The following is a 23,669-nucleotide window of genomic DNA, read 5'->3' as shown; positions in this document are numbered from 1 at the left end:
CTACTTAATCAAAGCGAACAGACATTCACCTTGCAGCAATTATTCTACAGTCTTCAGCTCTTGATTTGCTTTAGGCATAAAGTGTAGTTTTTGCCATCTTTGAGAACGACTTGTCCTGTCTTTTACCTCACCCGCCAATTGACCACATGCCGCATCGATATCATCACCGCGTGTTTTTCGAGTAATTGTATTAATACCTTGGGCGATTAACATATCTCTAAAGGCATCAATTGCTTCCTGAGATGAACGCTCATACTGTGTCATCGGGAAAGGATTAAAAGGAATTAAATTGACTTTGGCTGGAACATTACGCAACAACTTTATCAATTGCTTTGCATGCAATGGTTGGTCGTTAACACCCTTAAGCATTACGTATTCAAAAGTCACTTTTCTTCGCGGTTCATTTTTAAAATAAGTTTTACACAAGGCCATTAGCTGAGCCAATGGATATTTTTTATTTATAGGAACCAACTCATTTCTTAATTCATCATTAGGTGCATGTAATGAAACAGCAAGAGCTACAGGACTTACCTCTCTTAAACGCTCCAAGTCAGGCAATACGCCAGAAGTACTTAAAGTAACGCGACGTTTTGATAATCCATAAGCAAAATCATCCATCATAATATTCATTGCTGACACTACATTATCAAAATTGAGTAAAGGTTCCCCCATACCCATCATCACCACATTTGTGACTCTTTTGTCATGGGCACCTTGTTGTAATGATAATTCACGTACTGCTAACCAAACCTGACCAATGATTTCACCAGTGGATAAATTGCGATTAAAACCTTGTTTTGCCGTGGAACAAAAAGAACAATTTAAAGCGCAGCCTACTTGTGAGGAAACACATAAAGTTCCACGATTAGCTTCAGGAATAAATACTGTCTCAATGCAATTACCACAATCCAGTTTTAAAAGCCATTTGTGGGTACCATCATTCGATTTTTGACAAGCAACGATTTCAGGTAATTTAATATATGAAAGTTGCGTAAGCTTTTCTCTTAATGACTTGCTAAGATTCGTCATTTTAGTGAAGTCAGATAAACCTGCTTGATGAATCCACTGGATTATTTGTTGGGCACGATAAGGTTGTTCGCCCCAGCTATCCAGCAGTTCACGCATTTGTTGGTAATTATAATCCAGCAGATTTACTTTTTGCACAGTCATTTTTACTCCAAATTTAATGACATTAGACAAGATAAATGTAGTTCTTGAGCAACGCAGTGAAGCTGCCGTCATCCCGAGTGCAACGAGGGATCTCCCCTCGTAACACTGTGCTATAGTAGGAGATATTTCGCGACGCCGGGATGACAGGGTTATAGCGCTGCTCAGCGCTACATTACTACTGTCATTAAATATCTAAAACCTAATTTTTATCGTTCACAAATTTCATGAGGTTCAAAGAAGAATGCAATTTCACGAGCAGCATTTTCTAGGCTATCTGAACCATGAACTGCATTGGCATCAATGCTATCAGCAAAATCAGCACGTATGGTTCCAGGAGCAGCTTCTTTAGGATTTGTTGCACCCATGATGTCTCTGTTTTTCATTACCGCATTCTCGCCTTGTAATGCCTGAATCATCACAGGACCTGAAATCATGAATTCTACCAAATCTTTAAAGAAAGGACGTGCGCGGTGAATGTCATAAAAACTTTCTGCTTGTTCACGTGAAAGTTGCATCATTTTTGCAGCGACTATGTTTAAGCCAGCACTTTCAAAACGAGTATAAATTTGACCTATAACCGATTTAGCAACTGCGTCGGGCTTAATAATTGACAATGTTGTTTCTTTTGCCATCAGGGACTCCATAAGGGGGTTAGTTAAAGTGCCATATTATACACGAAATACTGGCTACATGGCTAATATAAATTCATTTTTATATGATTATGGTCTTGATGATAAAAGCAAAACAGATACCGAAGTTGTTTTGCTTTCCTATATCGATTGAGAAATTATAGGGACCCTATACTTTTATCAAAATATAAAGGCTCTCTGTTAATCGCATCTTGCTCGGGATCAATTTTGTATTCAGGCAAGGATTTCATTAAATCAATAACACGAATAATCGTATCAAAAAACTGATTTCGATACGAATTGGCTGACCGATTAATTTCGTCGGTTTGCTGAACATAATCCATGATTTGCTCATCAAAATCGATGTTCATTTGCAATATTTCTGATAATGCAGTTAACATTTTACCTTTTAAGTCTTCTGTTAGGGAAACCTTCAGCACTTCATTCATTTTCTCTATAAAAAGAGAACCATTAGTTTGAATTTCCGTTGCATTACAATAAATCAGTGCATGATTAATAGCATGCCGAATTTGACTCTTTTTCACGGTGAGACCAGTAGCTTTTAGTAGTTTGTTAAGCGAGCTGAGTGCTTTTTCAAGTTCGGCATTAAATTGTTGAGTCATTTGAATCAAAATACGTTGACTGTTAGCAATCAAATAATCCTGATCCCCCTGCACCTTTTGAAACGCATCACCCAGTGCAACTAATTGTTGCCGCTCATTTTCTATAATTTCACGTGTTGCGGCGCCTTGAGCCTCTTCACCTTTAGAATTTTCACCAGAAAGTAAATAATCAATAAATAATTTCTGGACATAAACATGATAATCATTCGCCTGCTGTAAGACGATACCATTGAGTACGCTTTTTAATGGAACTTGTATTAATCGATGGTAAAAACTAAATGGACTTTTAATTGCTGCAACTAGGTCCGTTTGAGCTAAATTAACGTTGTATCTTCCTAATATACGTTCAGCTGTTATTGCACCATAAGTTGAAAACCATTGGTTTAATTCATTATCAATTTCTTCCCCGTTCATTTTTCATCCAATTCAATTTCATTAAGGTATATGATATAAGACAGTTTATTTTTATAAGTATAGTGTATCTCGCAGATGTTAAAACGTTTAGACAATGATTTACAATTATTAAATGATTTTCTTCAGGTAAAAACACCACAAGTATGGTTGGATTTCGCAGCAACTCATATTCCTTTGCTGTTGATCGACCATGCCCATTGTGAACGCAAAGCAGCAGCAACTGCCATTAATTTTATGAGCAAATATCCAGAAAAAAAGGAACTGGTTGACGTGATGTCTCCTTTAGCTCGGGAAGAGTTACTTCATTTTGAAAAAGTAATTCATTTTATGGCCCAAAGAGGAATTCAATTTTGTCCTTTGCAACCTTCAGGCTATGCGACCCAAATGCATAAACAGGTTACCAGCCGAAATGTCCTTCAACGTCTATGTGATCAGCTGATTATTGGTGCCATTATTGAAGCCCGTTCCTGTGAGCGTTTTCATGCGATTATCCCTTATCTTGAAGATAAGGACTTGATCAAATTCTATGGAACTTTAATTAAATCAGAAGCGCGTCATTTTGAGGATTATCTGCGACTGGCAAAATTATACGGTGGAAATATAGAACAGCGTTTACAATTGTTTTTATCATTAGAAAATGATTTTATTTTATCAACGGATACAGTATTCCGTTTTCATAGCGGAATACCGCAATCCTGATAGAGAGTGATTAAGGAGGAGTGGGAGTACTCTGCTCCTCTTTTTGTTCATCATATTTCAAGGTGGCATTGTCTTTGAGGAATGTAGCAAAGCTAGTATTTCTATTATCATTTAATTCTTTAAATTTATCCTCATTCAATAATACACCAGTTGCATGATGTCGATACACACCTTTATTGGCGTGTGGAACCGGTAGATAACCCTGTTCTTCTAACCAAATATCAACAAATTTTTTAAACGCTTTATTCGCTGGATTTTCTTCTTTTCCACGCTGGATATCTGCAGCTAAGGAAGAACCATCATCGGCACGAGTTAAGTCGGCTATGTTAACTTTTCCATCTTTAAATGAAACCTTTTGCTCTAAGACGGGGAAATCTATACCGCTTTTGCCTCTAATCGCTTTATGAACTATCGCTGTTTTAAGCGACTGATATATCTTTTCATTAGGATGAAATAGATGTCCAAGCACGGGAATAGGTCTAGTAGCCTGCTTCACGAGGTCTAATCCCTCACCGGCAACTTGTTCTGACGATATGTTTATCGCTTTATTCAATTTTGTTAATAAATTAAGCAAGGACATCATATTAGAACGCCAGTCAATGGTGGAGTTTTGGTCTGAGTTAATCAGATGTTCAGCCAATTGATCTACTTCTTCCCAATAAGTTTCAGGGCCGCCCTCTTTTCGATTTTTGAGTTTATGTTTGCTTCTCAACTCATCCATAACCTTGGCCCACTGCTGTCGCTGTTTGGCTTGTTCGGTCTCTAGCGCTGCATTGTACTCTTTATCTCTTTGTTCTTTTCGGAGTTTTTCCGCTCCCTCCAGAGAAGTTTTATTCGCTTCTTGCTTTTGCTCTTCAAGCTCTGTTTTATTTCGGGTCATAACCTAACACTCCAAAATTACATGTGGGCAAAATAGAGCCCTTTTGTATGATCATAACACAACACATGGGGTTTGTCATCCCAATCACTGAGTACATAACGCCTTAATTCTTGCGAATTATTTTGATACAAGGTGATGCCGGGTTTATGTGTATGACCATGAATTAATTGAGTTACTCGATAACGTGACATATGCTTAATTACTTCATCAGCAACAACATCCATTTCTTCTACAGATTTGTTCTGATTCATCTGACTTCGATAACGTATTTGCTTCACTAACCGTTGACGATATTTAATTGGTAAACTTAAAAATAAAATTGAAAATATTCTATTTCGAGTTATCAGTCTAAAGCGCTGATGCGCTAAGTCTTTAGTACAATATCGATCACCATGGACTAGGAGTATTTTTTCCTGCCCTAATTGGATTACTGTCGGCTCCGCTAAAATAGTCCATCCCGCAAGCTTTGCAAAAGTTTTCCCCAATAAAAAGTCACGATTTCCATGCATATAAAACAGGTTAATGCCCTGTTTTTTTAAAGAAAATAGCTGATTGGCAATATTTCTGCTCCATTCATCGATAGTATCATCACCAGCCCAGGCATGGAAAAAATCACCGAGGATATAAACATTTTTAACTGAAATTTTTGCCCATTCCACAAATTGATCAAAACGCTCCTCGATGGCCTGATCTTCTGGATGCAAATGAAGATCAGAAATAAAAGCAACTTCTATCATAAAGGCTCAATATGTATGTGTTCATCCATTAGGTAAATTTGACAAGGTCCATTATAAGGTTGAATCGCATCACTTAAGCGATAAAATCCAGCAATTGATACCAACTCGGCCTCAAGTGACTGACAAAAAATTCGTGCTTCCTTATCACCCGAGATACCCGCTAAAGCTCTGCCTCTTAAAGCGCCATATACATGAATACAGCCATCTGCCAATAATTCAGCACCATGACTCACTGAAGCAGCAACCACAAGATCGGCACCTTTTGCTACGACTTGCTGTCCTGAACGAACCGGTGTGGTAATTAATTTTGTTATTGATTTTGCTGCATCGTGATGATTGTTTTCAATTGGTCGTTCAATAATCGGCTTATCTTGCGTCGAAGATGCATGTAATACCGCTAACCCATGACATTGAGCTAACGTGTTGTGTAATACACTTCCTCCTTGAATCGCAACAGGAATCATCCCTTGAGTACGCGCCGCCTGCAGTAAAGTCTGCAAATCAAACTCCAACTGTTGCACCGAAGACAAATCAAAAACAACGGGAGTATGCTCAAATAACTTCGGGGCTTTAGCAACAGTATCAGCTAGTTGTTGCGAAAAAAAATCTGGGTCCGTATTTAATACATGCAATACAGTAAATGTATAAAGACGACCTTTAAGCTTAAATGCTTGAGTTTGCGTTATATGTTCACCCATGAGTATGATATCCATAACCAATATTTTTGTTTATACTAACATGTGAAAACCAATAACAGAAGGATATTAAGGTGGATAAACGGTGGTTTGAACAATATCAGAAAGGAGTTCCGCACGAAATTGACGCAAGTCAATATTCTTCCCTCGTAGATTTGTTTAAAGAATCCTGCACGCGTTATGCTAAGAAAACCTCATATACCAATTTGGGGAGCAGTATTACTTTTAGTGAACTGGATGAATTGAGCAGAGATTTAGCTGCTTATCTTCAACAACTTAAATTGGATAAAGGGACTCGAGTAGCAATCATGCTCCCTAACGTAATTCAATATCCGGTAGCTCTATTTGCCATCTTACGAGCAGGATATGTAGTTGTTAATACCAATCCTCTTTATACTTCTGACGAGCTGATTCATCAGATTAATGACTCTGGTGCTGAAGCAATTATTGTACTCGCTAATTTTGCAAAAACCGTTGAAAAAGCATTAAATTCCATGCCCACATTAAAACATGTCATTGTCACTGAGATAGCCGATCTGTTTCCGACGACAAAACGAATTATTATCAATTCAATAATTAAATATGTAAAAAAAATGGTGCCTGCTTATAACATTCCTCACGCAGTAGCTTTTAATTACGCATTGCTTGAAGGAAAACAGTCGCCCCTTCATCATGTCGAATTGGATCATGATGACATTGCATTTTTACAATATACCGGAGGAACAACCGGTGTGGCAAAAGGTGCTGTTTTAACTCATGGGAATATGGTCTCCAATGTCCTTCAAGCCGATTCATGGATTAAACCAATAGGTTTAGATGGTGATGAAATCATTGTTACGGCAATTCCTCTTTATCATATTTTTTCTCTTACTGCGAATTGTTTAACTTTTTTAAAACTAGGTGCAAAAAACATCTTGATCACCAATCCCCGTGATGTAGGGCACTTTATTAAAGAATTAAAAAAAGCGCATTTTTCAGCAATTACAGGTGTTAATACACTGTTTAATGTATTATTAAATCATCCCAAATTTAAAGAAGTTGATTTCAGTAAACTGAAAATTTCACTTGCTGGTGGAATGGCTTTGCAAAAAAGCGTAGCCCTTAAATGGTTGGAAGTTACTAAAACTCCCGTATTAGAAGCTTATGGCTTAACTGAAACCAGTCCTGCTGCCATCATAAATCCGATGAACCTTGTTGAATATAACGGAAGTGTAGGACTACCGCTTCCTTCTACAGATGTGATTATTCTCGATGATGAGGAACATGAAGTACCAATAGGTACAAGTGGCGAAATATGTATTAAAGGACCTCAGGTAACTCCTGGATATTGGAAACGACCTGATGAAACTGCATTGGTATTTACTAAAAATGGCTATTTAAAAACTGGTGACATTGGCAAAATGGATGAAGAAGGTTTTATTTATTTAGTTGATCGTAAAAAAGATATGTTACTCGTCTCCGGATTTAATGTTTATCCAAATGAAGTAGAACAAGTGATTGCAATGCACCCCGGTGTTTTAGAGGTTGGGGTTGTTGGCATTGTTGATAAAGAATCTGGTGAGCGTGTTAAAGCCTGTATTGTGAAAAGAGATCCTAGTTTAACTGCGGAACAAATTATTGCTTATTGTCGCGAACATCTAACCGCTTATAAAGTCCCTAAAGTAGTTGAATTTTACAATGAGCTTCCCAAAACAAATGTGGGAAAAATTCTTCGTCGGGCACTTAAAGACAGTCATGCGACTACTTCTCCTAGCCATCCAGAAACAAAACCCGCTGTGGCCATTTAATGATGGTAGCATTTGCAGCCCGGATTAGCGCAACTAATCCGGGAGCTGACACCGCCATCCTAGGCGAGGAGGTCCATCGCTACACTCGAAATGACCTGCACTGCTAATTCTCCTATACTCCTATTTAGCTAATTGCCTCATTATGCGGGCTGTTGCACCCCATACCCAATCCTTATTCGCGGTAAATTCACAGGTGACATAACGACGTCCGCCTCGCTCAATCATAAAATCTTTATAATTTTTTGCATCTTGAACTAATGTCATTGGGATAGGGATAAGGCGAACTACTTCATGAGAATTTAACTCATAGGGATGAACAGACTCAACACTCGCAAACCAAGGATGAATAATACTTCCTAGAAGAGTATTCTGTATGTCCAATTCTCTTATCAGTGTAATACGGTCTGGAGCAATACCCAACTCTTCCTTCAATTCTCGAAGCGCTGTAGCATAGTAATTTTCATCCCCTTCCTCCCATGAGCCACCAGGGAAACATATTTCACCGGGATGTGTTCGCAGTTGATCACTACGTTTTGTCAAAATTAACGAATCGGATAATTTTTCATACAAAACAACCACTGCCGAATGCACAATTTTTTTATTTTTAGATTCAGTTAAGTCCATTAATGACCGCTGCTATTTTGATGAAACATTCACGATATTCATCTTCACAGTCAGAGTCAATAACAATTCCACCACCAGCAGCTAAATGCAAAATATTTTCTTTTGCGGTGACTGTACGAATAGCAATATTTGTATCAAATCGTCCATGTCGTGAAAAATAGCCTATCGACCCACAGTAAATTCCTCGTGCATACGATTCTTGCTCATGAATAATTCGCATGGACTCAATTTTCGGTGCACCTGTAATAGATCCCCCAGGAAAGCAGGATAAAAATGTCTCAAAAGGTAGAATTGTTGGTATGCATTGCGCTTCAATTGTACTTACTAAATGATGCACTGAATTATAACTTTGTACTTCACATAAATGGGTTACGTGTACTGAACCAGGCAGAGCAATTTTACCTAAATCATTCCTCAACAAATCAACAATCATGACATTCTCAGCCCGATTTTTTTCACAAGAACTTAATTTGTTTTTTAACTGCTCATCACCGAGGAGATTATTAGAACGCCCTATTGTTCCTTTAATAGGAGATGCGACCAATTTACCTGCCTCATGAAATAGAAAACGCTCTGGAGAGAAACTTAAAATATCTGCATGCTTTGTTTTCATAAAGGCAGCAAAAGGAACAGGATTTTCTCTGCAAATTTTATCGTAAAAAAACCAACTGTCTCCTTCATAAGCAGCATGAAAAGGCTGAGTAAGATTGACCTGATAACTTCTTCCTTCGTTTAAGAATTGATGGATAGAGAAAAATGCCTCCTGGTAATTCTGCTTTGATACCAATGGAGTAAAATTGCTTTTAATTAATGCGGTGCCAGGTTGTCCAATAGAGTTACTCCATAATTCGATGACTTCATCAACTATTCTAGGGGTTGATGGATGCGTATTTGCTGCAAACAATGTAATAATTTTTTTATGATGATCTACAATTATTGCCCAATCATACAAACCAAGATCCAATAAAGGCATATTCTCTAATGTGGGTTGTATCTGGGAGTTTATTCCAAATAACTTTGCACCAAGATCATAAGATACATATCCCAAAGCCCCGCCTTGAAAAGGAAGATCGGACACAGAGGGTAATGGAGATAAAATGTGATTTATTTCCTTTAATAAATACGATAAATCGGAAGAGCTGTGAGCAATTTGGATGGAATCATAAGGGTAGGCACTAAGAATATCATAACGCCCATGAATGCGGTCTGTACTTTCTAGAAGAACAAAACCAGGTAGATGCCGTAATTTTTGGTAATAATCATGCAGCGAATGATGATAGTCCAATGAATGAAATACAAATTGACTCAAAATAGACCCTCTTAGGTAATTATTATAAAACTTAGATAGCCCGAGTACAGCGCAGCGGGGCCGAAGGACGACCCCCGCCACACCATTCCCAGCGCTACAAAATTACTTCTTTTTTAATATCATTCCAACACTAATTCTCTGGTTTTTAAATTAATTTGTGAGTATGCTATGCAAACGCTTTATTGACAAGGAGCCTCATATGTCAACAGTTGCTCAATTTGATATTACATATATTCAATTTTTAAATGAACATGGAAAATTAGTCGGCCAACTCCCCGCTTTTGCCCATGATCATTCTGCACTAAAAGAGCTTTATAGAATCATGGTTCTTACACGCACCTTTGATAAAAAAGCCATTGCTTTGCAAAGAACGGGTAAAATGGGAACTTATGCTCCTATTAACGGACAGGAGGCAATTTCCACAGCCATAGGCCATGCGATGCGTCCTGAGGATGTGTTGATTCCATATTACCGTGATTATGCTGCTCAATTTCAACGTGGTGTAAAAATGTCTGAAATTTTAGCATTTTGGGGTGGTGACGAACGAGGAAGCCAGTTTTCTTGTAATTCAGAAGACCTACCAATATGTGTTCCAATTGCCTCACAATGCTTGCATGCAACTGGTGTTGCATTTGCTTTCCAATATAGAAATCAACCACGCGTTGCTGTAGTTTGTCTTGGAGAAGGTGGCACTTCAGAAGGTGATTTCTATGAAGCGATGAATGTTGCAGGTACTTGGAACTTACCTGTCGTTTTTGTTGTGAACAACAATCAATGGGCTATTTCTGTTCCCAGAGACCAACAGACAGGTTCAAAAACTATTGCACAAAAAGCAATAGCTGCAGGTTTTAAAGGCATACAAATCGATGGCAATGACATATTGGCAACAAGACAGGTTATTGGCGATGCAATTGAAAAGGCACGACGTGGTGAAGGACCTACTTTAATTGAAGCGATATCTTACCGTTTATCTGATCATACAACAGCCGACGATGCCACTCGCTATCAACCTTGTGATGAAGTTGAAAAGGCCAAGCCGAGGGAGCCAATCTCTCGATTCAAAGAGTTCCTTATGGAGCAAAAAATCTGGAATGCCAATGATGAAGAAAAATTAGTAATCCATTGTGCTGAAGAAGTAGAAAAAGCAGTTAATGAATACCTGAGTATGAAAATGCAGCCTATTAGCAGTATTTTTGATTATCATTATGCTGAATTACCCGAGTATTTAGTGGAACAACGCGCAATAGCTATGGAGGAAGCAACTCATGCCTGATATTACTTTGATTGAGGCAGTGACTCAGGCTTTGGCTTATGAGTTAGCTCATGATGAAAATGTTGTGGTTTTTGGTGAAGATGTTGGCAAAAACGGAGGTGTATTCCGCGCCACAGTGGGATTACAAGAACGCTTTGGTGAAAAGCGAGTATTTGATACTCCTCTTGCCGAATCCATGATTGCAGGTTTGGCCATTGGTATGTCAATCCAAGGACTAAAACCAGTCGCTGAATTTCAATTTATGGGATTTATTTATCCTGCCATGAACCAAATTATTTCTCATGCTGCTCGTATGCGGAATAGAACACGCGGACGACTCCATTGTCCTCTTGTTTTTCGAGCTCCTTTTGGTGGGGGTATCCGCGCTCCAGAACACCATTCAGAAAGTACTGAAGCTTTATTTGCTCATATTCCAGGGTTACAAGTGGTAATTCCCTCCTCCCCAAAGAGAGCTTATGGCTTGCTCTTAGCCGCTATGCGTAATCCTGATCCAGTCATTTTTCTTGAACCGAAACGCATTTATCGTTTGGTCAAGCAACCTGTAGAAGATAATGGCCAGGCACTGCCTATAGGTAAATGTTTTACTTTGCAAGAAGGTGACGACGTTACCTTAATAAGCTGGGGTGCCAGTATTCACGAAACACAACAAGCAGCGAAACAATTGGGTGAGGAAGGAGTTTCCTGCGAAGTAATCGATGTTGCAACCATCAAACCACTGGACATAGAAACAATTTTAGCCTCTGTAGAAAAAACAGGACGTTGTGTTATCGTTCATGAGGGAGCAAAAACTTGTGGGGTTGGCGCCGAAATTTCAGCACAAATTATGGAAAATTGTATGGCTGATTTAATGGCCCCAGTTCAGCGGGTAACTGGATATGATACTGTAATGCCTTATTTCCAATTGGAAAAACAATACATACCCAGTATTACACGTATTAAAAACAGCGTTATGAGCTTAATGGAGTAATAATGAATATTTTCAATCTACCTGATTTGGGTGAAGGCCTACCAGATGCTGAGATACATGAATGGTTTGTCAAAGAAGGCGATACTGTGGTAGCAGATCAACCTTTAGTTTCTATGGAAACCGCAAAAGCAGTAGTGGATGTACCTTGTCCTCAGTCTGGCACTATAAGCAAATTATATGGAAAACCTGGTGATGTCATTAAAACAGGGGAACCTTTGGTAGCTTTTGAATCAACCAGTGCCAAGCCAGCAGACAAAGGAACAGTAGTAGGTAATTTAGAAGAAAGTAGTGAAGTTTCAGAAGACAATTTTACTATAGGGGCACAACACTCTGCTAGAAATCGTATCAAAGCCACCCCGGCGGTGAAAATGCTTGCTAAAAAACTGGGTATTGATTTAGCTACGCTTAAAGGAACTGGAGAGTTTGGTGTCATTACTCGTAATGATGTTCAAGCACAAGCAGATAAAAATGCTGAAGTTCCTGCTGGTTTTGAACCGTTACGCGGAGTTAGACGAGCCATGCTCAACAGTATGATTCAATCTCATACAGAAGTAGTCCCGGTTAGTATTTTTGATGAAGCAGATATTAGTGCTTGGAAACCAGGTACTGACATCACCGTTCGTTTAATCCACGCAATGATCTACGCTGCTAAAAAAGAGCCTGCATTAAATGCATGGTTTGATACAAAACATAGTGCTCGTCAATGTTTTAAGCAAGTCCATCTTGGATTAGCTATGGACAATGAAGAAGGATTATTTGTACCTGTAATTCATGATGCGGGAAAACATTCCGATACCGAACTACGAAAAATGATCAATGAATTTAAACACTCAGTGAGTAATCGAGAAATTACCGCCGATAAATTGAAAGGAGCTACCATCACTCTTTCCAATTTTGGAAAATTCGCAGGTCGCTTTGCAAGTCCGATTATTGTTCCCCCCATGGTTGCCATCTTGGCAGTGGGTAGACTCTATCAAGGGGCTGTTGTTAATACGGAAGGTGTCATAGAAGCACATAATATACTTCCATTATCACTAAGTTTTGATCACCGAGCAGTTACTGGAGGCGAGGCAACTCGTTTCTTGGGGGCTGTGATGGAGTCATTGCAGAAGGAATAAGTTACACCCCCTTCTCCCTATTGGCGAGAAGGGGTTTTTCCCACTTAATAACAAGAAAGCCAGTTATTGTTGTTGCACTTTTTCTTGCACTTTACTTTTTAATTTTTCAGCTAACTTCGTTTTGCATTTTTGCAGTTGTTCTGGACTAAAATTGGTATTTGGTAATCTTTTGTTACCCATCGCTACGGGTAAAACACAGTCTTTGATTAATCCTTTACCGGCTTTTTCACCGCCTTTATAGTAACCATTTTGCATACAAGAAATTGCAATAGCTTTACAAGATCCTGCCCAGCCAAAGAATGTCACACTCATTAATAAGCTCAATATACCAAGCTTTGCAATAAATTTGTTCATATTAATAATTCCTTTTAAATTGAGGATAAAAATCCTATTTTTACAATTGCCTCTAAAATATAGCACAATATTTATACTTTGCTTTATTAATCAAATTTAATTAATAAAAAATCATCTAAGATCTTCATTAATTTCTTAAAATCTTCCACGTTATTACTTAGTATTACTATCGTTATCTGATAATGAGGCAAGTATCCAAGAAAACTATGATAGCTGTCTTGTCCACCTTGGAATGCAATTAATGGACCTAAAGAAGTTAACTCCGTCGACAAACTAAGATGTTCCCAGTTTCCGTCTTGGTCCTTAAAATAATTTTTTAGCATAATTGAGCGAAGTACAGACTCCGCCTTGGCATAAAAATAATTATTCCATTTAACTAAATCAGCGCTGGATGAAATGATATTTCCAATTCCAACAGCATTATTCATATCTATGAAGATTTCGCTATTCAAATTTGTAACTAATTTAGAAAATCGACTATCTTCTTTTAAAGCAGTGTAATTATCTTTAACTGGCGCCGATGAAAAGGTCATATCACTAGGTTCTTTAATCAGTTTATGGAAAATATCCTCAAAAGATGATTGTTCTAATTCTTCAAGCAGATTTGCCAATAACAGATAATTTGTATTGGAATAATGATATCTTTTCTCAGAATTAAAATGTACCGACTGCATGATTTCTACAGGGTTGATTGGATTATTCAAAGCTTGGGGCTGCATCAGTTCACTTTGATAATAATCAATATAATCAGAAAGACCGGATCGATGAGTTAATAAATCCAGTAAAGTAATTTCGGATACCCAAGGTCTATTAACATTTTTTAAAAATGTAGAGTCCGGAAATAATAAGGTAATTTTTTGCTCTAACATCTGCGTTAAATCGCGATGAGCATATTTTTTTTTCAATGAACTCAGCAACATATAAGCTGTCATATGTTTGGTAAGTGATCCAATATAAAATTGGGATTGATCAGTTACATTCTGGCCTGAATATGAAAAAGTACCATATCTACTTGAAACAGTAATAACACTATCTTTCAAAATCGGGTCAATTTTGTTCAGCTCTTGCTGTAGTCGTACTAAATACTGTTCTGAATTGTTGGACGAAGCAGCACAAAATAAAGATAAAAAGATCAGGGTAATACTAACAATACAATAAACACTCTTTTTAAAATATGCACTACTTTCATTATAAAAATGTGCTAAGTCATGCTATGTTTGGGCAATTTTATTAAGTAACGCAGCGAGCCTGCATCCTGCATAAGTGACTTGCTTTTGCACTAATTGCTGGGCATTTTCTTGATATTTAATACTAGGAGTTTCATTAGGGTTCATTTGATAAACATTCTTTAAAGCCAACTTATAAGACATTTTTGCCCATTTGGCTGGTCTTGTTTGTTTACCAATAACCGAACAGGGGAGTTTTTGTTCCAATTGCTGGGCTGTATTTTTTACTCGTATCTCGTCATATTGGCCCAGAAAAAAACCGGCTCCATTATCCCAGTATTGATGTAAATTACTACCTACTGGATTGGTTCCGAGTAAGAATAAATTACCACCTAAGTCTCCCATGGGATGTTGTGCGCTAACTCTAGTTATGGCATGTAAAGGCTGATGAATATCACCTGTTATATGAATTAACATGCGTAATGCGAGTTTTTTGTCCGATGGGGTTGTCTTTTTAGAAGCGAGTGCAGAACTAGCCAGTTTAATTGTCTTTACTGCATTAGTACTTTCAATGGCAGGCGTAGGGGTTCCGTCACTGGAAAAAGGGGTATCAATATAATGCATTACATCATACCAATACACTTCCCTCCATCTTATTTCATCCATCCAAGTCGAAGCGCTAACAAAACTTGAGTTGGGCGTGTTGTGTGTCCGCGAACGAAGGTACTTGTAACACATTTCCTTAGCTTTTGGTGATAAATTATCATAAGCAATTTGTGCCACTACCCTGTGGCCTGCAGCATTCCAAGGATAAGCATTGAAAGCGGCCAAACAAAAAATAAGTCCATATATAATTCGTGACATAATTAACCTAAATAGGGAGACCACGCAGGTTCTTGTACATCTCCTTCACGTGCAGGTAGTCTCATTCTTATTCTACCGTCAAGAGAAACGATACCCAATACACCTTTATCCTGATTATGAGTCGCATAAAGAATCAAACGACCATTGGGTGCAACAGATGGAGACTCATCCCGGCCAGAGAAAGTTAGGCTGACAACAGGTCCGCCGGTTGCACTTTGTAAGCCAATGTTAAATTGCTTATCATCTCGATGCAACATAACAATATTTTTCATATCTGGAGTATAAGAGGCGCGTGCATTATAGTTGCCTTCAAAAGTTAAACGAGATACTTGGCCATTTGCTAAAGATAGACGATATATTTGTGGCGACCCGCCTCTACCTGAGGTAAATAAAATGCTTTTACCGTCTGGAGCATAGCGTGGTTCCGTATCAATCGCATCACCAAAGGTCAATTGCTTCATATTACCCGAGTTAATGTCTATGCTGTAAATTTTAGGTGTTCCACTTTTAGACAATACTACAGCAAGTTCTCTGCCATCGGGCGACCATGCAGGAGCACCGTTAATTCCAGGGAAACTGGTAATTAAGCGTCTTTGACCTGTCTCAACTGAAACCGTAAATATTTGTGCTCTTTTTTTCTCAAAAGAGACATAAGAGATGCTTTTACCATCAGGTGCCCAAGCTGGAGACATAATAGGTTCGGATGAAACCAACAAACTTTGAGGATTATGTCCATCAGCATCAGCAACCTCGAGTGAGTAACGAGTACTGCCTACCATCCTTTGCACAGAAATATAGGCGATACGAGTAGAAAATATCCCCTTCTCCCCTGTTAATTTTTGGTATACTTCATCGCTAATATGATGCGCTAGCGGTCTCACTTGATTCGCATTAATTTGATAAGTTTTCGTCAATAATGTTGCACCATTAGCCACAGCATCAGTTAGTGTAAAGCTAACTTCATAATGCCCCCCTACCTGACTTACTCGGCCGGTTACAACACTGTCGGCTCCCAATTGTTTCAATGTGCTAACTGATGATTGGGAGTTAGCTCCTTGTGGGCCAGAAACAATTCGAAACTGCCCTGATAAATTCAGATCATTTTCGATAATTTGTCCAATTTCTTTACCAGTACTATCTGAGCCAAAAGAATTAATTGCAATGGGTAAAGCAGAGTTAATCCCTTGGGTTAACTCCAAATCAAGAGCAAAAGTTTGCTGTGTCAAAAACAATACAAATAGTGTAATAATTCGGTTAATCACGAGTTTTACCCCCTCACTTGTTCTGGTCGAACGGTTAAACTTATATCGCGAAACAGATTAAATGTTTCTGCATCCGCAGGCACAGGTAACGGCGAAGCCTTATAAATTGCTGTTTGTGCTGATCGGTCAAGTAACGGATCGCCGCTGCTTCGGGTTAAAGTAACCTCCAACACCATACCATCAGGAGCAAGACGTATTCTGAATTGACTGGATAGGCTGCTGTCCACATTTTCAGGCAATATCCAATTTCTTCCAATGGCATTTACAATCAGAGCCTTATACTTGTCAACTTCACCTGCGATACGTGCTTGTCTTTCAGCATTTTGAGCTGCTTGTGCTTGTTTTGCAGCTGCATCAGCTGCTGCTTGCTTTTTTCGCTCCATTTCTGCTTTTTTTGCCAGCTCAGCTTTTTCTTTCTCTGCTTTCTCTTTTTCAGCTTGAGCTTTCTCTGCCAACTTTTTCTTATTCAGATCGTCGAGCTTTTTAGCTTCCAGTTGCTGTTGTTTTACCAATTCCTCTTTTTGCTTTTTTAACTCTTCAACACGCTTTGCCTCCAATGCTTTTTGTTCGGCAAGTTTCTTTAATCGCTTTTTTTCTTCCTCTACCTGCTTTTTACGTGCAATCGCTATTTTATTGGCCTCTTCCTTGAGTCGTGCGATTTGTTGTTGCTCCTTTATTCGTTGCTGTCTTGCTGCTTCTGCTTGTCGTTTAAGTTCATTTTGTCGATTGATTTCAGCTCGTTTTTGTTGCTCACGTTCCTGCTTTAAACGATTCACTGTTTCCATGACTTGTTTATTATCGACACTGACTGCTTTCACTACCTCAGTTTGTGGCGTCACTGCGATGGGCTGTTCTATTCCTGGAGTATTCTTAGTTTCTGCGGTTAAAACAGGTCGTTGACTTGAATTGTCAGTGAACAACATCACGATTAAAAAAAGATGTAATCCAAGCGCGGCAAAAAAGGCCTTGCGATAACTGGGATTGCTTATCATGCTTGCCCCTCTGTTTTTTCTGCTTCTGAATCAGTCAGCAATCCTACTTGTTCTGCACCCGCTTGCTTGAGTAGTGCCATTGCCTGAACGACTTTTCCATATGCAACTCCCTGGTCTCCCTTAACCAGTACATTCAGCTTTTGATTGGATTGCTTTGCTAACTCCAATTCTGCAGCAACGCGCACCACCAATGCTTGTGATTCTATAGGTTCAGCAGGTGTACTGCTGATGTTAAGGAAATAAGTACCTTGCTGATTTACTGAAACAATAATAGGTTCTCTATCTGTAGGAGCCAAAGTCTGACTTGCAGCCTTCGGAAGGTCAACAGTGACCCCCTGACTCAGCATTGGCGCTGTGATCATAAAAATAACAAGTAAAACCAACATCACATCGATATAGGGTACGACATTAATTTCTGATATGGGGCGCTCACGTTTGGTTTTTGCTCGGATCATTTCAAATTCTACCCTCTTACAGTGTCACTGTTTTGTTGTTCTATAAGCGATATTAATTCTTCCTGAAATAAATCAAATCGATTTAATAAGTCATTAGCACGCGTGGTATATCGGTTGTATGCAATCACCGCTGGTATTGCTGTAAATAATCCCAAAGCGGTAGCCACAAGTGCTTCGGAGATACCAGGAGCCACCATAGCAATAGTAGCCTGTTGGGCATGTCCCAATGCCTGGAAGGATGTCATTATACCCCAAACAGTACCAAATAGTCCTACATAAGGTGCAATAGAACCTACAGAAGCAAAAAAGGGTAAATGTTTTTCCAACTTCTCTGCTTCTTTTGCATGAGTAATTTGCATGACTCGCTGTATCGGTTCAATGATTACATTACCCTGCTTTCTGGCGCGTACAAACTCTTTAAAGCCAGCATGAAAAATAGCTGCCATGCCATGTCGCTCATCTAAATTACTATCAATATCAGCATAAAGTCTGCTCAAGTCACCACTATCCCAAAATCTTCGACTAAAAGCCTCTGTAAACTGTTTTTTCCGGTTAAAAAACCAGGCACGCTGAAATATTAATGTCCAAGAAGTAATGGATGCAGCAGTTAATAAAATCATGACTGATTTAACAACTAAACCTGCTTGCATAAAATACATTAATACATTTGCTTGATTACCCATCTATATTATCTCCAGTACCAAGATCTTATCTCTTCATCGTAGTCTGGGTGTAGTACAGCGGCATACTGCACTGCACCCAAGATTAGCTCTTACTTAAGCTACGATAATTCTTCTATTCAAGTGGAAATCGTTTTGGTTTCAAACTACTATTCACGCATACCACTTGAATTTTAGCGTCACAAATTACTTTTCCTTGTTGATTTTGCATGCCTTGCTCAAATAAAAAACTACAAGCGCCTAATTGCTGCACTTGAGTGTTGACTGTTAGTAAATCATCCAACCGTGCTGGTGCTTTATAACGAACATGTACATCATATATCGCAAAAAGAGTATCTTGCTTCATCAAATCAGAAAGGATCAAATTATTTTGTCGTAACATCTCTGTTCGAGCTCGCTCAAAATAACAAAGATAATTTGCATGATACACAATGCCCATGTAGTCTACGTCTTCAGCATACACTCGAAAGACATGTTGATACGTGGTTGCGTCATCCATAGAATTAATCCTGCTCTACTGTGGTTATACCAAAATGCTGATATGCCTTTGGCGTGGCTATTCTACCTCTTGGCGTGCGCATAAGGAATCCTTGTTGTATTAAAAATGGCTCCAAAACATCCTCAATTGTGCCTTTTTCTTCGCCGATTGCTGCCGCAATACTGTCAATACCTACAGGACCTCCATTAAATTGTTCAATCACAGCTAAAAGTAATTTTCTATCCATGAGATCAAAACCATGCTTATCCACATCCAACATTTCTAATGCTTTTTGTGCAATATCAAGACTAATAACCCCACTTCCTTTAACTTCGGCATAATCTCTAACACGACGGAGCAATCGATTCGCAATACGTGGAGTTCCTCTTGAACGCAATGCGATTTCTCTCGCTCCTTCGTGTTTCGTTTTTACATTAAGTAATTGCGCAGAACGTGCAACAATCTGTGTTAATGAATCAACAGAATAATATTCAAGACGTTGTACAATACCAAATCGATCTCTAAGTGGAGAAGTAAGTAACCCAGCTCGTGTTGTCGCACCAATCAGAGTGAACGGTGGTAATTCGAGTTTGATAGACCTTGCTGCTGGTCCCTCCCCGATCATGATATCCAATTTATAATCTTCCATTGCCGGATAGAGTATTTCCTCAATTACCGGACTAAGTCGATGAATTTCATCGATGAATAGAACATCATTTGTTTGTAAATTGGTGAGTATTGCTGCGATATCACCTGCACGTTCAATTACCGGTCCAGAGGTTTGTCGCAAATTAACACCCATTTCGTGAGCAATAATATTAGCTAAAGTCGTTTTACCCAGGCCAGGAGGACCAAATATTAGGACATGATCCAAAGCATCCTTTCGTTTTTTAGCGGCATCAATAAAAATCTGCATTTGAGAGCTCACTGCATCCTGCCCTATGTACTCACTAAGACTCAAGGGTCTGATAGCACGATCAATCGCCTCTTCTGAGGAGATATTTTGAGTACTGATTAAGCGATCACTTTCCAGCATAAGTTCTTATTTAAGAGTTCAAACGAATTAGGGTATTTTATCATATGTTTTTTTTATCGCAGCTTATTTGTTGAATTTATAAAGCGAAAATTAAAAATTTTGATAAACCATCAACAGACAGCAATAACCGAGGATTAATAATAACTAGTCCCAAATGAGGCGGTAGCTACATTCGGGACTTACTTTAAAATATATCTGTTCTAAATTAATTGGTTCTCATGTTCATGACTTGAGGATAGAAGCTCCCAGTTGGGTAGGTTATTTCGTCAGATTCTTTAGAAGATATTTCAGAAGATGTTAAAGCAGGTTTAAAAAACGAGATTAAATTTTTTTCTCGGTTATATTCCTCCTCAAGAGGTGCACACGATTTAAATTCATCAATGCAACTAAGAAGGTTTACCATTGAGTATATTGCAGCCAAACTAGCAATTGCTATTACAGCAAGAGCAAAGAAAGGATTAGCAGCTGCTAGAGGTGCGGCCATTACAATGCTATATGAGAAAAAGGTACATGCAAACCCAGCCCAGAATAATAGCTCTATCGCATTGCAAATATTCTCAAGAACAACGCCATTTTTTCTAAGAGACTTTATTTCTTCTATAGTCTTTAATACCTCATCAGGTTTTGAGACGCCACTTTTTATCTCTTCAAGTCCTGTAACCAAAAGCTCGTAAATTTGTATGCATTCTTCTTCATCTTCCTCAAAATCTGCTTCCTGATACAATGCGTAGTAATAATTTTTAATTGCTTCCAATTCTTTTTCAATTTCAGCACTTAATTTCAATCCTTGAAATAATGCATCTATTTTTTTATTACATAGTTCCAAGCGCTCTTCATGTTTAGACATAATTCATCCCTTAATTTTTAAAAGGAAAACAGTTATATTGATTAGTAAGTAAGCACTTGTTTTATATCATAACCGTGAAAAGAAAAAAATGACTACAATTGATCTATTGATGCCATGACTATTTTTCGAGCTCTAAAAATACGAGATCGCACAGTTCCAATAGGACAATCCATTTTTTTTGCAATGTCCTCATAAGATTGACCATCAAGGATGTGCATTCCATAACAAAGGCGTAACTCTTCAGATAGAGTAGAAAGAATGGTTTCCAATTGCTCACCAAATTCAATATTAATTAATAAATATTCAGGTGATAATTGTACCGACGGATTGCAGTTGTCTGCGTATTCAGCTTCCATATCCATTCTTAAATTGGCAGTACGATAATGATTTTTGATTGTATTTTGAGTAATACGATACAACCAGGTAGAAAATTGGCTTTTCTCTTTAAAATAATGTAAGTAGCGATAAACTTTAATTAATACTTCTTGCGCCAAATCACTAACATTTGCTCGGTCTTGAATATGTAAGTGAATAATTTGTTGTATTTTATTATTATACCGTGACAACAACAGATTATAAGCTTCCATGTTCCCCTGTCTTGCTAAATTAATTAAGTCTTCATCACTATAAGAAGCTTTTTTATTCATTAATTCCTCAATTCCATTATATGAATGACTGATTATTATTTGCGCCATATGTATAATTATATACTATTTTTGATGTGTTTTAAGATGTAATAAACGTAATTGATTGTTTGTAATTTGGTCGTTAAATAGAACAATACATTTTTTTTGTCTCTTGTTTTTAAACTCAATGAGCATAAAAAAAGGATTGTGAATAAGAATGGTGGCCTGAACATAAGTTTTTTTGTTGCCCCTATAAGGCTCCAAAATCCATCCGTTGCCTATAAATTGTATTTTTTTTATTGAGGTACATGGACTTTGCATAGCACAATCTATTTTTACTAAAACAATAATAAAACCAAGCAAAATTGCTTTAATAAATAGATAAATAGAGGAATAAAAGATTAAAGCAACTGTAATAAGATAAATTACTAAAGTTAAACGCAAATAAGTCTTTGACTTTCCTGGTTCAATTACTAGTTCGGATAATAGTAACAATTTTTTTTAGCTCTATATCTTGAGGCTCTTCATGTCCCATCAGCCAAGCAAATAGCTCTGGGTCAGTACAGCTTAATAATGAGTTAAACGCATCGAGTTCTTGTGGAGACAAAACATCAAGTTTTTGTTCAAGAAAACGTTGTAAAATAAGATCCAATTCCAGCATACCGCGACGGCAGTGCCATTCTAGTCTTGCTTTTTCTTTGGTATCCAACATGATATATCTCTTACGAATGAGGTTACGAGCAAATGATACACTACTGGCTTTATAAACAGCAATCATTAACCTGATATTAACAAATCACTACGAGAGTCTTTTACAATTCGCCATTTTGCCTAAGAGAGTAGAATTGCAAACAGCCCCTATGGCGAGTTTAAAAAATCAGCTAAACTCTCCAACATTTCCATTAGCCGGTTATTAGTTATTAAAACTAGGCGTTATTTTCAGGTTAATCACAATGAGTAATATATTTACAAACCAGGTTAATAGTAGAACATTAACCACTTTTAAAGATTTGGAAAAGGAATTAATCCTTTTGCCTCAACAGAATTATTTATTTGATTTATCCTATCTTGGGGTTATTGATGTTATCGGGGATAAAGCCATTGATTTTCTTCAAGGACAACTAACATGCGACGTGCAGTCCGTATCCGATATACAAATGATTCAAGGTGCTCAGTGTAATCTTAAAGGACGAATTCTTGCCTTAATGGACATTATCAATTGGCAAGGAATTAAGTTAATCCTCCCTAACGATCTAGAAGAAGCAACAATCAATTCACTAAATAAATATGCGTTACTGTCTCGTGTTTCGCTCAAGACCAGCCCATTTTTTAAGGTTTTTGGATTTTATTTACAAAATCAAAAAGATATTATTCCTGACTCGGATTTTTTCCCAAGTACACCTTATTCCCAGACATATAATGCTCATTCTTGTTTTTATCATTTAGGTAATGGCTTCTACATTTTGTTGACCTTAGCCGATAATGCACAAGAGATACAGCAACGCTTTGCGAACAAAGAGCAGTTTCTTGGTTCTTTAACCTGGCACACTCTAAGGCTCTACCAAAAACAAATACAAATATATCCGGAATCTCGAGGTCTATTTTTACCTCATCGACTTGATTTACAACAAACTCCATACATTAGTTTCAATAAAGGTTGCTATAAGGGACAAGAAATTATTGCTCGAATGCATTATAAAGCAACTTTAAAACATCAAATGAAAATTTATGAAATGAAAACGGAACAAAAAATCTATTCTGGACAAAAAATGCTAAATCAACATGAAGGATCAGAACTCGGGGAATTGATTGATTTTTCTATTATTGGTCCGGATCATTATTTAGTCGCAGTAAGTATATTAAAAGAGGCAGATCGAACTGTATTTCTTGAGGGATGTCATCAATCAATAGAATTGACAGACGTCAAGTCCCTTCCATTAACTTAGCCAAGTTTGCTTGCGAATCAAGTAGGTTAAGCCAAGAC

The 23,669-nt window shown here is 37.9% G+C and carries 27 protein-coding genes; 6 read left to right on the top strand and 21 right to left on the bottom strand.

Going from position 1 to position 23,669, the window contains the following annotated elements:
• Window positions 1-39 precede the first annotated feature (39 nt).
• The 3 genes from rlmN to OQJ26_RS16665 all read right to left on the bottom strand — a co-directional run bounded on the left by rlmN (window position 40) and on the right by OQJ26_RS16665 (window position 2,836).
• A complete protein-coding gene (gene rlmN / locus OQJ26_RS16675) occupies window positions 40-1,170 on the bottom strand; it encodes a dual-specificity RNA methyltransferase RlmN (RefSeq protein WP_265704851.1) in 1,131 nt (376 codons plus the stop codon).
• Window positions 1,171-1,376: 206 nt separating this feature from the next.
• Entirely contained in the window at window positions 1,377-1,802 is a 426-nt protein-coding gene (gene ndk / locus OQJ26_RS16670) for a nucleoside-diphosphate kinase (RefSeq protein WP_265704850.1), read from the bottom strand.
• A 155-nt stretch (window positions 1,803-1,957) separates the two neighbouring features.
• Window positions 1,958-2,836, bottom strand: a complete 879-nt coding sequence (locus OQJ26_RS16665; protein ID WP_265704849.1) for a hypothetical protein — start codon at window positions 2,834-2,836, stop codon at window positions 1,958-1,960.
• A gap of 75 nt (window positions 2,837-2,911) precedes the next feature.
• On the opposite strand from OQJ26_RS16665, the gene OQJ26_RS16660 reads away from it, so the two are divergent.
• Window positions 2,912-3,535, top strand: coding sequence for a MiaE family protein (locus OQJ26_RS16660; protein ID WP_265704848.1), 624 nt, complete (start codon window positions 2,912-2,914; stop codon window positions 3,533-3,535).
• Window positions 3,536-3,545: 10 nt separating this feature from the next.
• On the opposite strand, the gene OQJ26_RS16655 is transcribed toward OQJ26_RS16660, so the two are convergent.
• The 3 genes from OQJ26_RS16655 to minC are packed head-to-tail and all read right to left on the bottom strand — an operon-like array spanning window position 3,546 to window position 5,850.
• Window positions 3,546-4,415: a hypothetical protein gene (locus tag OQJ26_RS16655; RefSeq protein WP_265704847.1), complete on the bottom strand. Its 870-nt coding sequence runs from the start codon at window positions 4,413-4,415 to the stop codon at window positions 3,546-3,548.
• Between the two features lie 17 nt (window positions 4,416-4,432).
• Complete coding sequence (locus OQJ26_RS16650; protein ID WP_265704846.1) at window positions 4,433-5,152, bottom strand: UDP-2,3-diacylglucosamine diphosphatase; 720 nt, start codon at window positions 5,150-5,152, stop codon at window positions 4,433-4,435.
• On the bottom strand, window positions 5,149-5,850 hold the full coding sequence (gene minC / locus OQJ26_RS16645; RefSeq protein ID WP_265704845.1) for a septum site-determining protein MinC: 702 nt from the start codon (window positions 5,848-5,850) through the stop codon (window positions 5,149-5,151). The genes OQJ26_RS16650 and minC overlap by 4 nt, the downstream gene beginning before the upstream one ends.
• A gap of 71 nt (window positions 5,851-5,921) precedes the next feature.
• On the opposite strand from minC, the gene OQJ26_RS16640 reads away from it, so the two are divergent.
• Entirely contained in the window at window positions 5,922-7,634 is a 1,713-nt protein-coding gene (locus OQJ26_RS16640) for an AMP-binding protein (protein WP_265704844.1), read from the top strand.
• A gap of 120 nt (window positions 7,635-7,754) precedes the next feature.
• On the opposite strand, the gene OQJ26_RS16635 is transcribed toward OQJ26_RS16640, so the two are convergent.
• Entirely contained in the window at window positions 7,755-8,258 is a 504-nt protein-coding gene (locus OQJ26_RS16635; RefSeq protein ID WP_265704843.1) for an NUDIX hydrolase, read from the bottom strand.
• A complete protein-coding gene (gene pabB, locus OQJ26_RS16630) occupies window positions 8,245-9,567 on the bottom strand; it encodes an aminodeoxychorismate synthase component I (RefSeq protein ID WP_265704842.1) in 1,323 nt (440 codons plus the stop codon). The genes OQJ26_RS16635 and pabB overlap by 14 nt, the downstream gene beginning before the upstream one ends.
• Before the next feature lie 199 nt (window positions 9,568-9,766).
• Between pabB and pdhA the strand changes: the two genes are divergently transcribed.
• From pdhA to OQJ26_RS16615, 3 genes are read left to right on the top strand one after another with little or no spacing between them, the layout of a single operon-like run.
• Window positions 9,767-10,840 carry a pyruvate dehydrogenase (acetyl-transferring) E1 component subunit alpha gene (pdhA, locus tag OQJ26_RS16625; protein ID WP_265704841.1) on the top strand — a complete coding sequence of 358 codons (1,074 nt, stop codon included), beginning with the start codon at window positions 9,767-9,769 and terminating at the stop codon, window positions 10,838-10,840.
• A complete protein-coding gene (locus tag OQJ26_RS16620; protein WP_265704840.1) occupies window positions 10,833-11,807 on the top strand; it encodes an alpha-ketoacid dehydrogenase subunit beta in 975 nt (324 codons plus the stop codon). Before pdhA ends, OQJ26_RS16620 begins: the two co-directional genes overlap by 8 nt.
• Window positions 11,808-11,809: 2 nt before the next feature.
• On the top strand, window positions 11,810-12,925 hold the full coding sequence (locus tag OQJ26_RS16615; RefSeq protein WP_265704839.1) for a dihydrolipoamide acetyltransferase family protein: 1,116 nt from the start codon (window positions 11,810-11,812) through the stop codon (window positions 12,923-12,925).
• A gap of 63 nt (window positions 12,926-12,988) precedes the next feature.
• On the opposite strand, the gene OQJ26_RS16610 is transcribed toward OQJ26_RS16615, so the two are convergent.
• The 13 genes from OQJ26_RS16610 to OQJ26_RS16550 form a co-directional block, all read right to left on the bottom strand.
• On the bottom strand, window positions 12,989-13,279 hold the full coding sequence (locus OQJ26_RS16610) for a hypothetical protein (RefSeq protein ID WP_265704838.1): 291 nt from the start codon (window positions 13,277-13,279) through the stop codon (window positions 12,989-12,991).
• Between the two features lie 86 nt (window positions 13,280-13,365).
• Window positions 13,366-14,319, bottom strand: coding sequence for a serine hydrolase domain-containing protein (locus tag OQJ26_RS16605; RefSeq protein ID WP_265704837.1), 954 nt, complete (start codon window positions 14,317-14,319; stop codon window positions 13,366-13,368).
• 171 nt (window positions 14,320-14,490) lie between these two features.
• Window positions 14,491-15,309 carry a S1/P1 nuclease gene (locus OQJ26_RS16600; protein WP_265704836.1) on the bottom strand — a complete coding sequence of 273 codons (819 nt, stop codon included), beginning with the start codon at window positions 15,307-15,309 and terminating at the stop codon, window positions 14,491-14,493.
• A 2-nt stretch (window positions 15,310-15,311) separates the two neighbouring features.
• Window positions 15,312-16,571, bottom strand: coding sequence for a Tol-Pal system beta propeller repeat protein TolB (tolB, locus tag OQJ26_RS16595; protein WP_265704835.1), 1,260 nt, complete (start codon window positions 16,569-16,571; stop codon window positions 15,312-15,314).
• Window positions 16,572-16,576: 5 nt separating this feature from the next.
• Entirely contained in the window at window positions 16,577-17,563 is a 987-nt protein-coding gene (gene tolA / locus OQJ26_RS16590) for a cell envelope integrity protein TolA (RefSeq protein WP_265704834.1), read from the bottom strand.
• Entirely contained in the window at window positions 17,560-18,018 is a 459-nt protein-coding gene (tolR, locus tag OQJ26_RS16585; protein WP_265704833.1) for a protein TolR, read from the bottom strand. The genes tolA and tolR overlap by 4 nt, the downstream gene beginning before the upstream one ends.
• Window positions 18,019-18,026: 8 nt before the next feature.
• Window positions 18,027-18,701 (bottom strand): protein TolQ, encoded by a 675-nt coding sequence (tolQ, locus tag OQJ26_RS16580; RefSeq protein ID WP_028380655.1) that lies wholly within the window; start codon window positions 18,699-18,701, stop codon window positions 18,027-18,029.
• Window positions 18,702-18,813: 112 nt separating this feature from the next.
• On the bottom strand, window positions 18,814-19,197 hold the full coding sequence (locus tag OQJ26_RS16575) for a YbgC/FadM family acyl-CoA thioesterase (protein ID WP_265704832.1): 384 nt from the start codon (window positions 19,195-19,197) through the stop codon (window positions 18,814-18,816).
• A gap of 4 nt (window positions 19,198-19,201) precedes the next feature.
• The gene (gene ruvB / locus OQJ26_RS16570) at window positions 19,202-20,212 is read right to left on the bottom strand and encodes a Holliday junction branch migration DNA helicase RuvB (RefSeq protein ID WP_265704831.1); all 1,011 of its coding nucleotides are present in this window, start codon (window positions 20,210-20,212) and stop codon (window positions 19,202-19,204) included.
• 205 nt (window positions 20,213-20,417) lie between these two features.
• Window positions 20,418-21,059, bottom strand: coding sequence for a DUF5638 domain-containing protein (locus OQJ26_RS16565; RefSeq protein WP_265704830.1), 642 nt, complete (start codon window positions 21,057-21,059; stop codon window positions 20,418-20,420).
• A gap of 92 nt (window positions 21,060-21,151) precedes the next feature.
• The gene (locus OQJ26_RS16560; protein WP_265704829.1) at window positions 21,152-21,706 is read right to left on the bottom strand and encodes a sigma-70 family RNA polymerase sigma factor; all 555 of its coding nucleotides are present in this window, start codon (window positions 21,704-21,706) and stop codon (window positions 21,152-21,154) included.
• Window positions 21,707-21,769: 63 nt separating this feature from the next.
• On the bottom strand, window positions 21,770-22,180 hold the full coding sequence (locus tag OQJ26_RS16555) for a hypothetical protein (RefSeq protein WP_265704828.1): 411 nt from the start codon (window positions 22,178-22,180) through the stop codon (window positions 21,770-21,772).
• The gene (locus OQJ26_RS16550; protein WP_265704827.1) at window positions 22,152-22,397 is read right to left on the bottom strand and encodes an FAD assembly factor SdhE; all 246 of its coding nucleotides are present in this window, start codon (window positions 22,395-22,397) and stop codon (window positions 22,152-22,154) included. Before OQJ26_RS16550 ends, OQJ26_RS16555 begins: the two co-directional genes overlap by 29 nt.
• A gap of 241 nt (window positions 22,398-22,638) precedes the next feature.
• On the opposite strand from OQJ26_RS16550, the gene ygfZ reads away from it, so the two are divergent.
• On the top strand, window positions 22,639-23,631 hold the full coding sequence (gene ygfZ, locus OQJ26_RS16545; protein ID WP_265704826.1) for a CAF17-like 4Fe-4S cluster assembly/insertion protein YgfZ: 993 nt from the start codon (window positions 22,639-22,641) through the stop codon (window positions 23,629-23,631).
• Window positions 23,632-23,669: the final 38 nt, after the last annotated feature.

The organism is Legionella sheltonii (assembly GCF_026191355.1).
Taxonomy (GTDB): domain Bacteria; phylum Pseudomonadota; class Gammaproteobacteria; order Legionellales; family Legionellaceae; genus Legionella; species Legionella sheltonii.
The sequence above is the reverse complement of the archived record's forward strand: the minus strand, read 5'-3'. Positions and strand labels throughout refer to the sequence as shown.

Bases quoted from the DNA above. Each gene is read 5' to 3' on its own strand.
- OQJ26_RS16550 (WP_265704827.1), bottom strand. From the start codon at position 22,397: ATGTTGGATACCAAAGAAAAAGCAAGACTAGAATGGCACTGCCGTCGC.
- OQJ26_RS16635 (WP_265704843.1), bottom strand. From the start codon at position 8,258: ATGGACTTAACTGAATCTAAAAATAAAAAAATTGTGCATTCGGCAGTG.
- tolA (WP_265704834.1), bottom strand. From the start codon at position 17,563: ATGATAAGCAATCCCAGTTATCGCAAGGCCTTTTTTGCCGCGCTTGGA.
- ruvB (WP_265704831.1), bottom strand. From the start codon at position 20,212: ATGCTGGAAAGTGATCGCTTAATCAGTACTCAAAATATCTCCTCAGAA.
- minC (WP_265704845.1), bottom strand. From the start codon at position 5,850: ATGGGTGAACATATAACGCAAACTCAAGCATTTAAGCTTAAAGGTCGT.
- OQJ26_RS16615 (WP_265704839.1), top strand. From the start codon at position 11,810: ATGAATATTTTCAATCTACCTGATTTGGGTGAAGGCCTACCAGATGCT.
- OQJ26_RS16660 (WP_265704848.1), top strand. From the start codon at position 2,912: ATGTTAAAACGTTTAGACAATGATTTACAATTATTAAATGATTTTCTT.
- ygfZ (WP_265704826.1), top strand. From the start codon at position 22,639: ATGAGTAATATATTTACAAACCAGGTTAATAGTAGAACATTAACCACT.
- OQJ26_RS16575 (WP_265704832.1), bottom strand. From the start codon at position 19,197: ATGGATGACGCAACCACGTATCAACATGTCTTTCGAGTGTATGCTGAA.
- rlmN (WP_265704851.1), bottom strand. From the start codon at position 1,170: ATGACTGTGCAAAAAGTAAATCTGCTGGATTATAATTACCAACAAATG.
- OQJ26_RS16655 (WP_265704847.1), bottom strand. From the start codon at position 4,415: ATGACCCGAAATAAAACAGAGCTTGAAGAGCAAAAGCAAGAAGCGAAT.
- tolQ (WP_028380655.1), bottom strand. From the start codon at position 18,701: ATGGGTAATCAAGCAAATGTATTAATGTATTTTATGCAAGCAGGTTTA.
- tolR (WP_265704833.1), bottom strand. From the start codon at position 18,018: ATGATCCGAGCAAAAACCAAACGTGAGCGCCCCATATCAGAAATTAAT.
- OQJ26_RS16610 (WP_265704838.1), bottom strand. From the start codon at position 13,279: ATGAACAAATTTATTGCAAAGCTTGGTATATTGAGCTTATTAATGAGT.
- OQJ26_RS16665 (WP_265704849.1), bottom strand. From the start codon at position 2,836: ATGAACGGGGAAGAAATTGATAATGAATTAAACCAATGGTTTTCAACT.
- OQJ26_RS16565 (WP_265704830.1), bottom strand. From the start codon at position 21,059: ATGTCTAAACATGAAGAGCGCTTGGAACTATGTAATAAAAAAATAGAT.
- ndk (WP_265704850.1), bottom strand. From the start codon at position 1,802: ATGGCAAAAGAAACAACATTGTCAATTATTAAGCCCGACGCAGTTGCT.
- OQJ26_RS16620 (WP_265704840.1), top strand. From the start codon at position 10,833: ATGCCTGATATTACTTTGATTGAGGCAGTGACTCAGGCTTTGGCTTAT.
- OQJ26_RS16560 (WP_265704829.1), bottom strand. From the start codon at position 21,706: ATGAATAAAAAAGCTTCTTATAGTGATGAAGACTTAATTAATTTAGCA.
- pdhA (WP_265704841.1), top strand. From the start codon at position 9,767: ATGTCAACAGTTGCTCAATTTGATATTACATATATTCAATTTTTAAAT.
- OQJ26_RS16650 (WP_265704846.1), bottom strand. From the start codon at position 5,152: ATGATAGAAGTTGCTTTTATTTCTGATCTTCATTTGCATCCAGAAGAT.
- OQJ26_RS16600 (WP_265704836.1), bottom strand. From the start codon at position 15,309: ATGTCACGAATTATATATGGACTTATTTTTTGTTTGGCCGCTTTCAAT.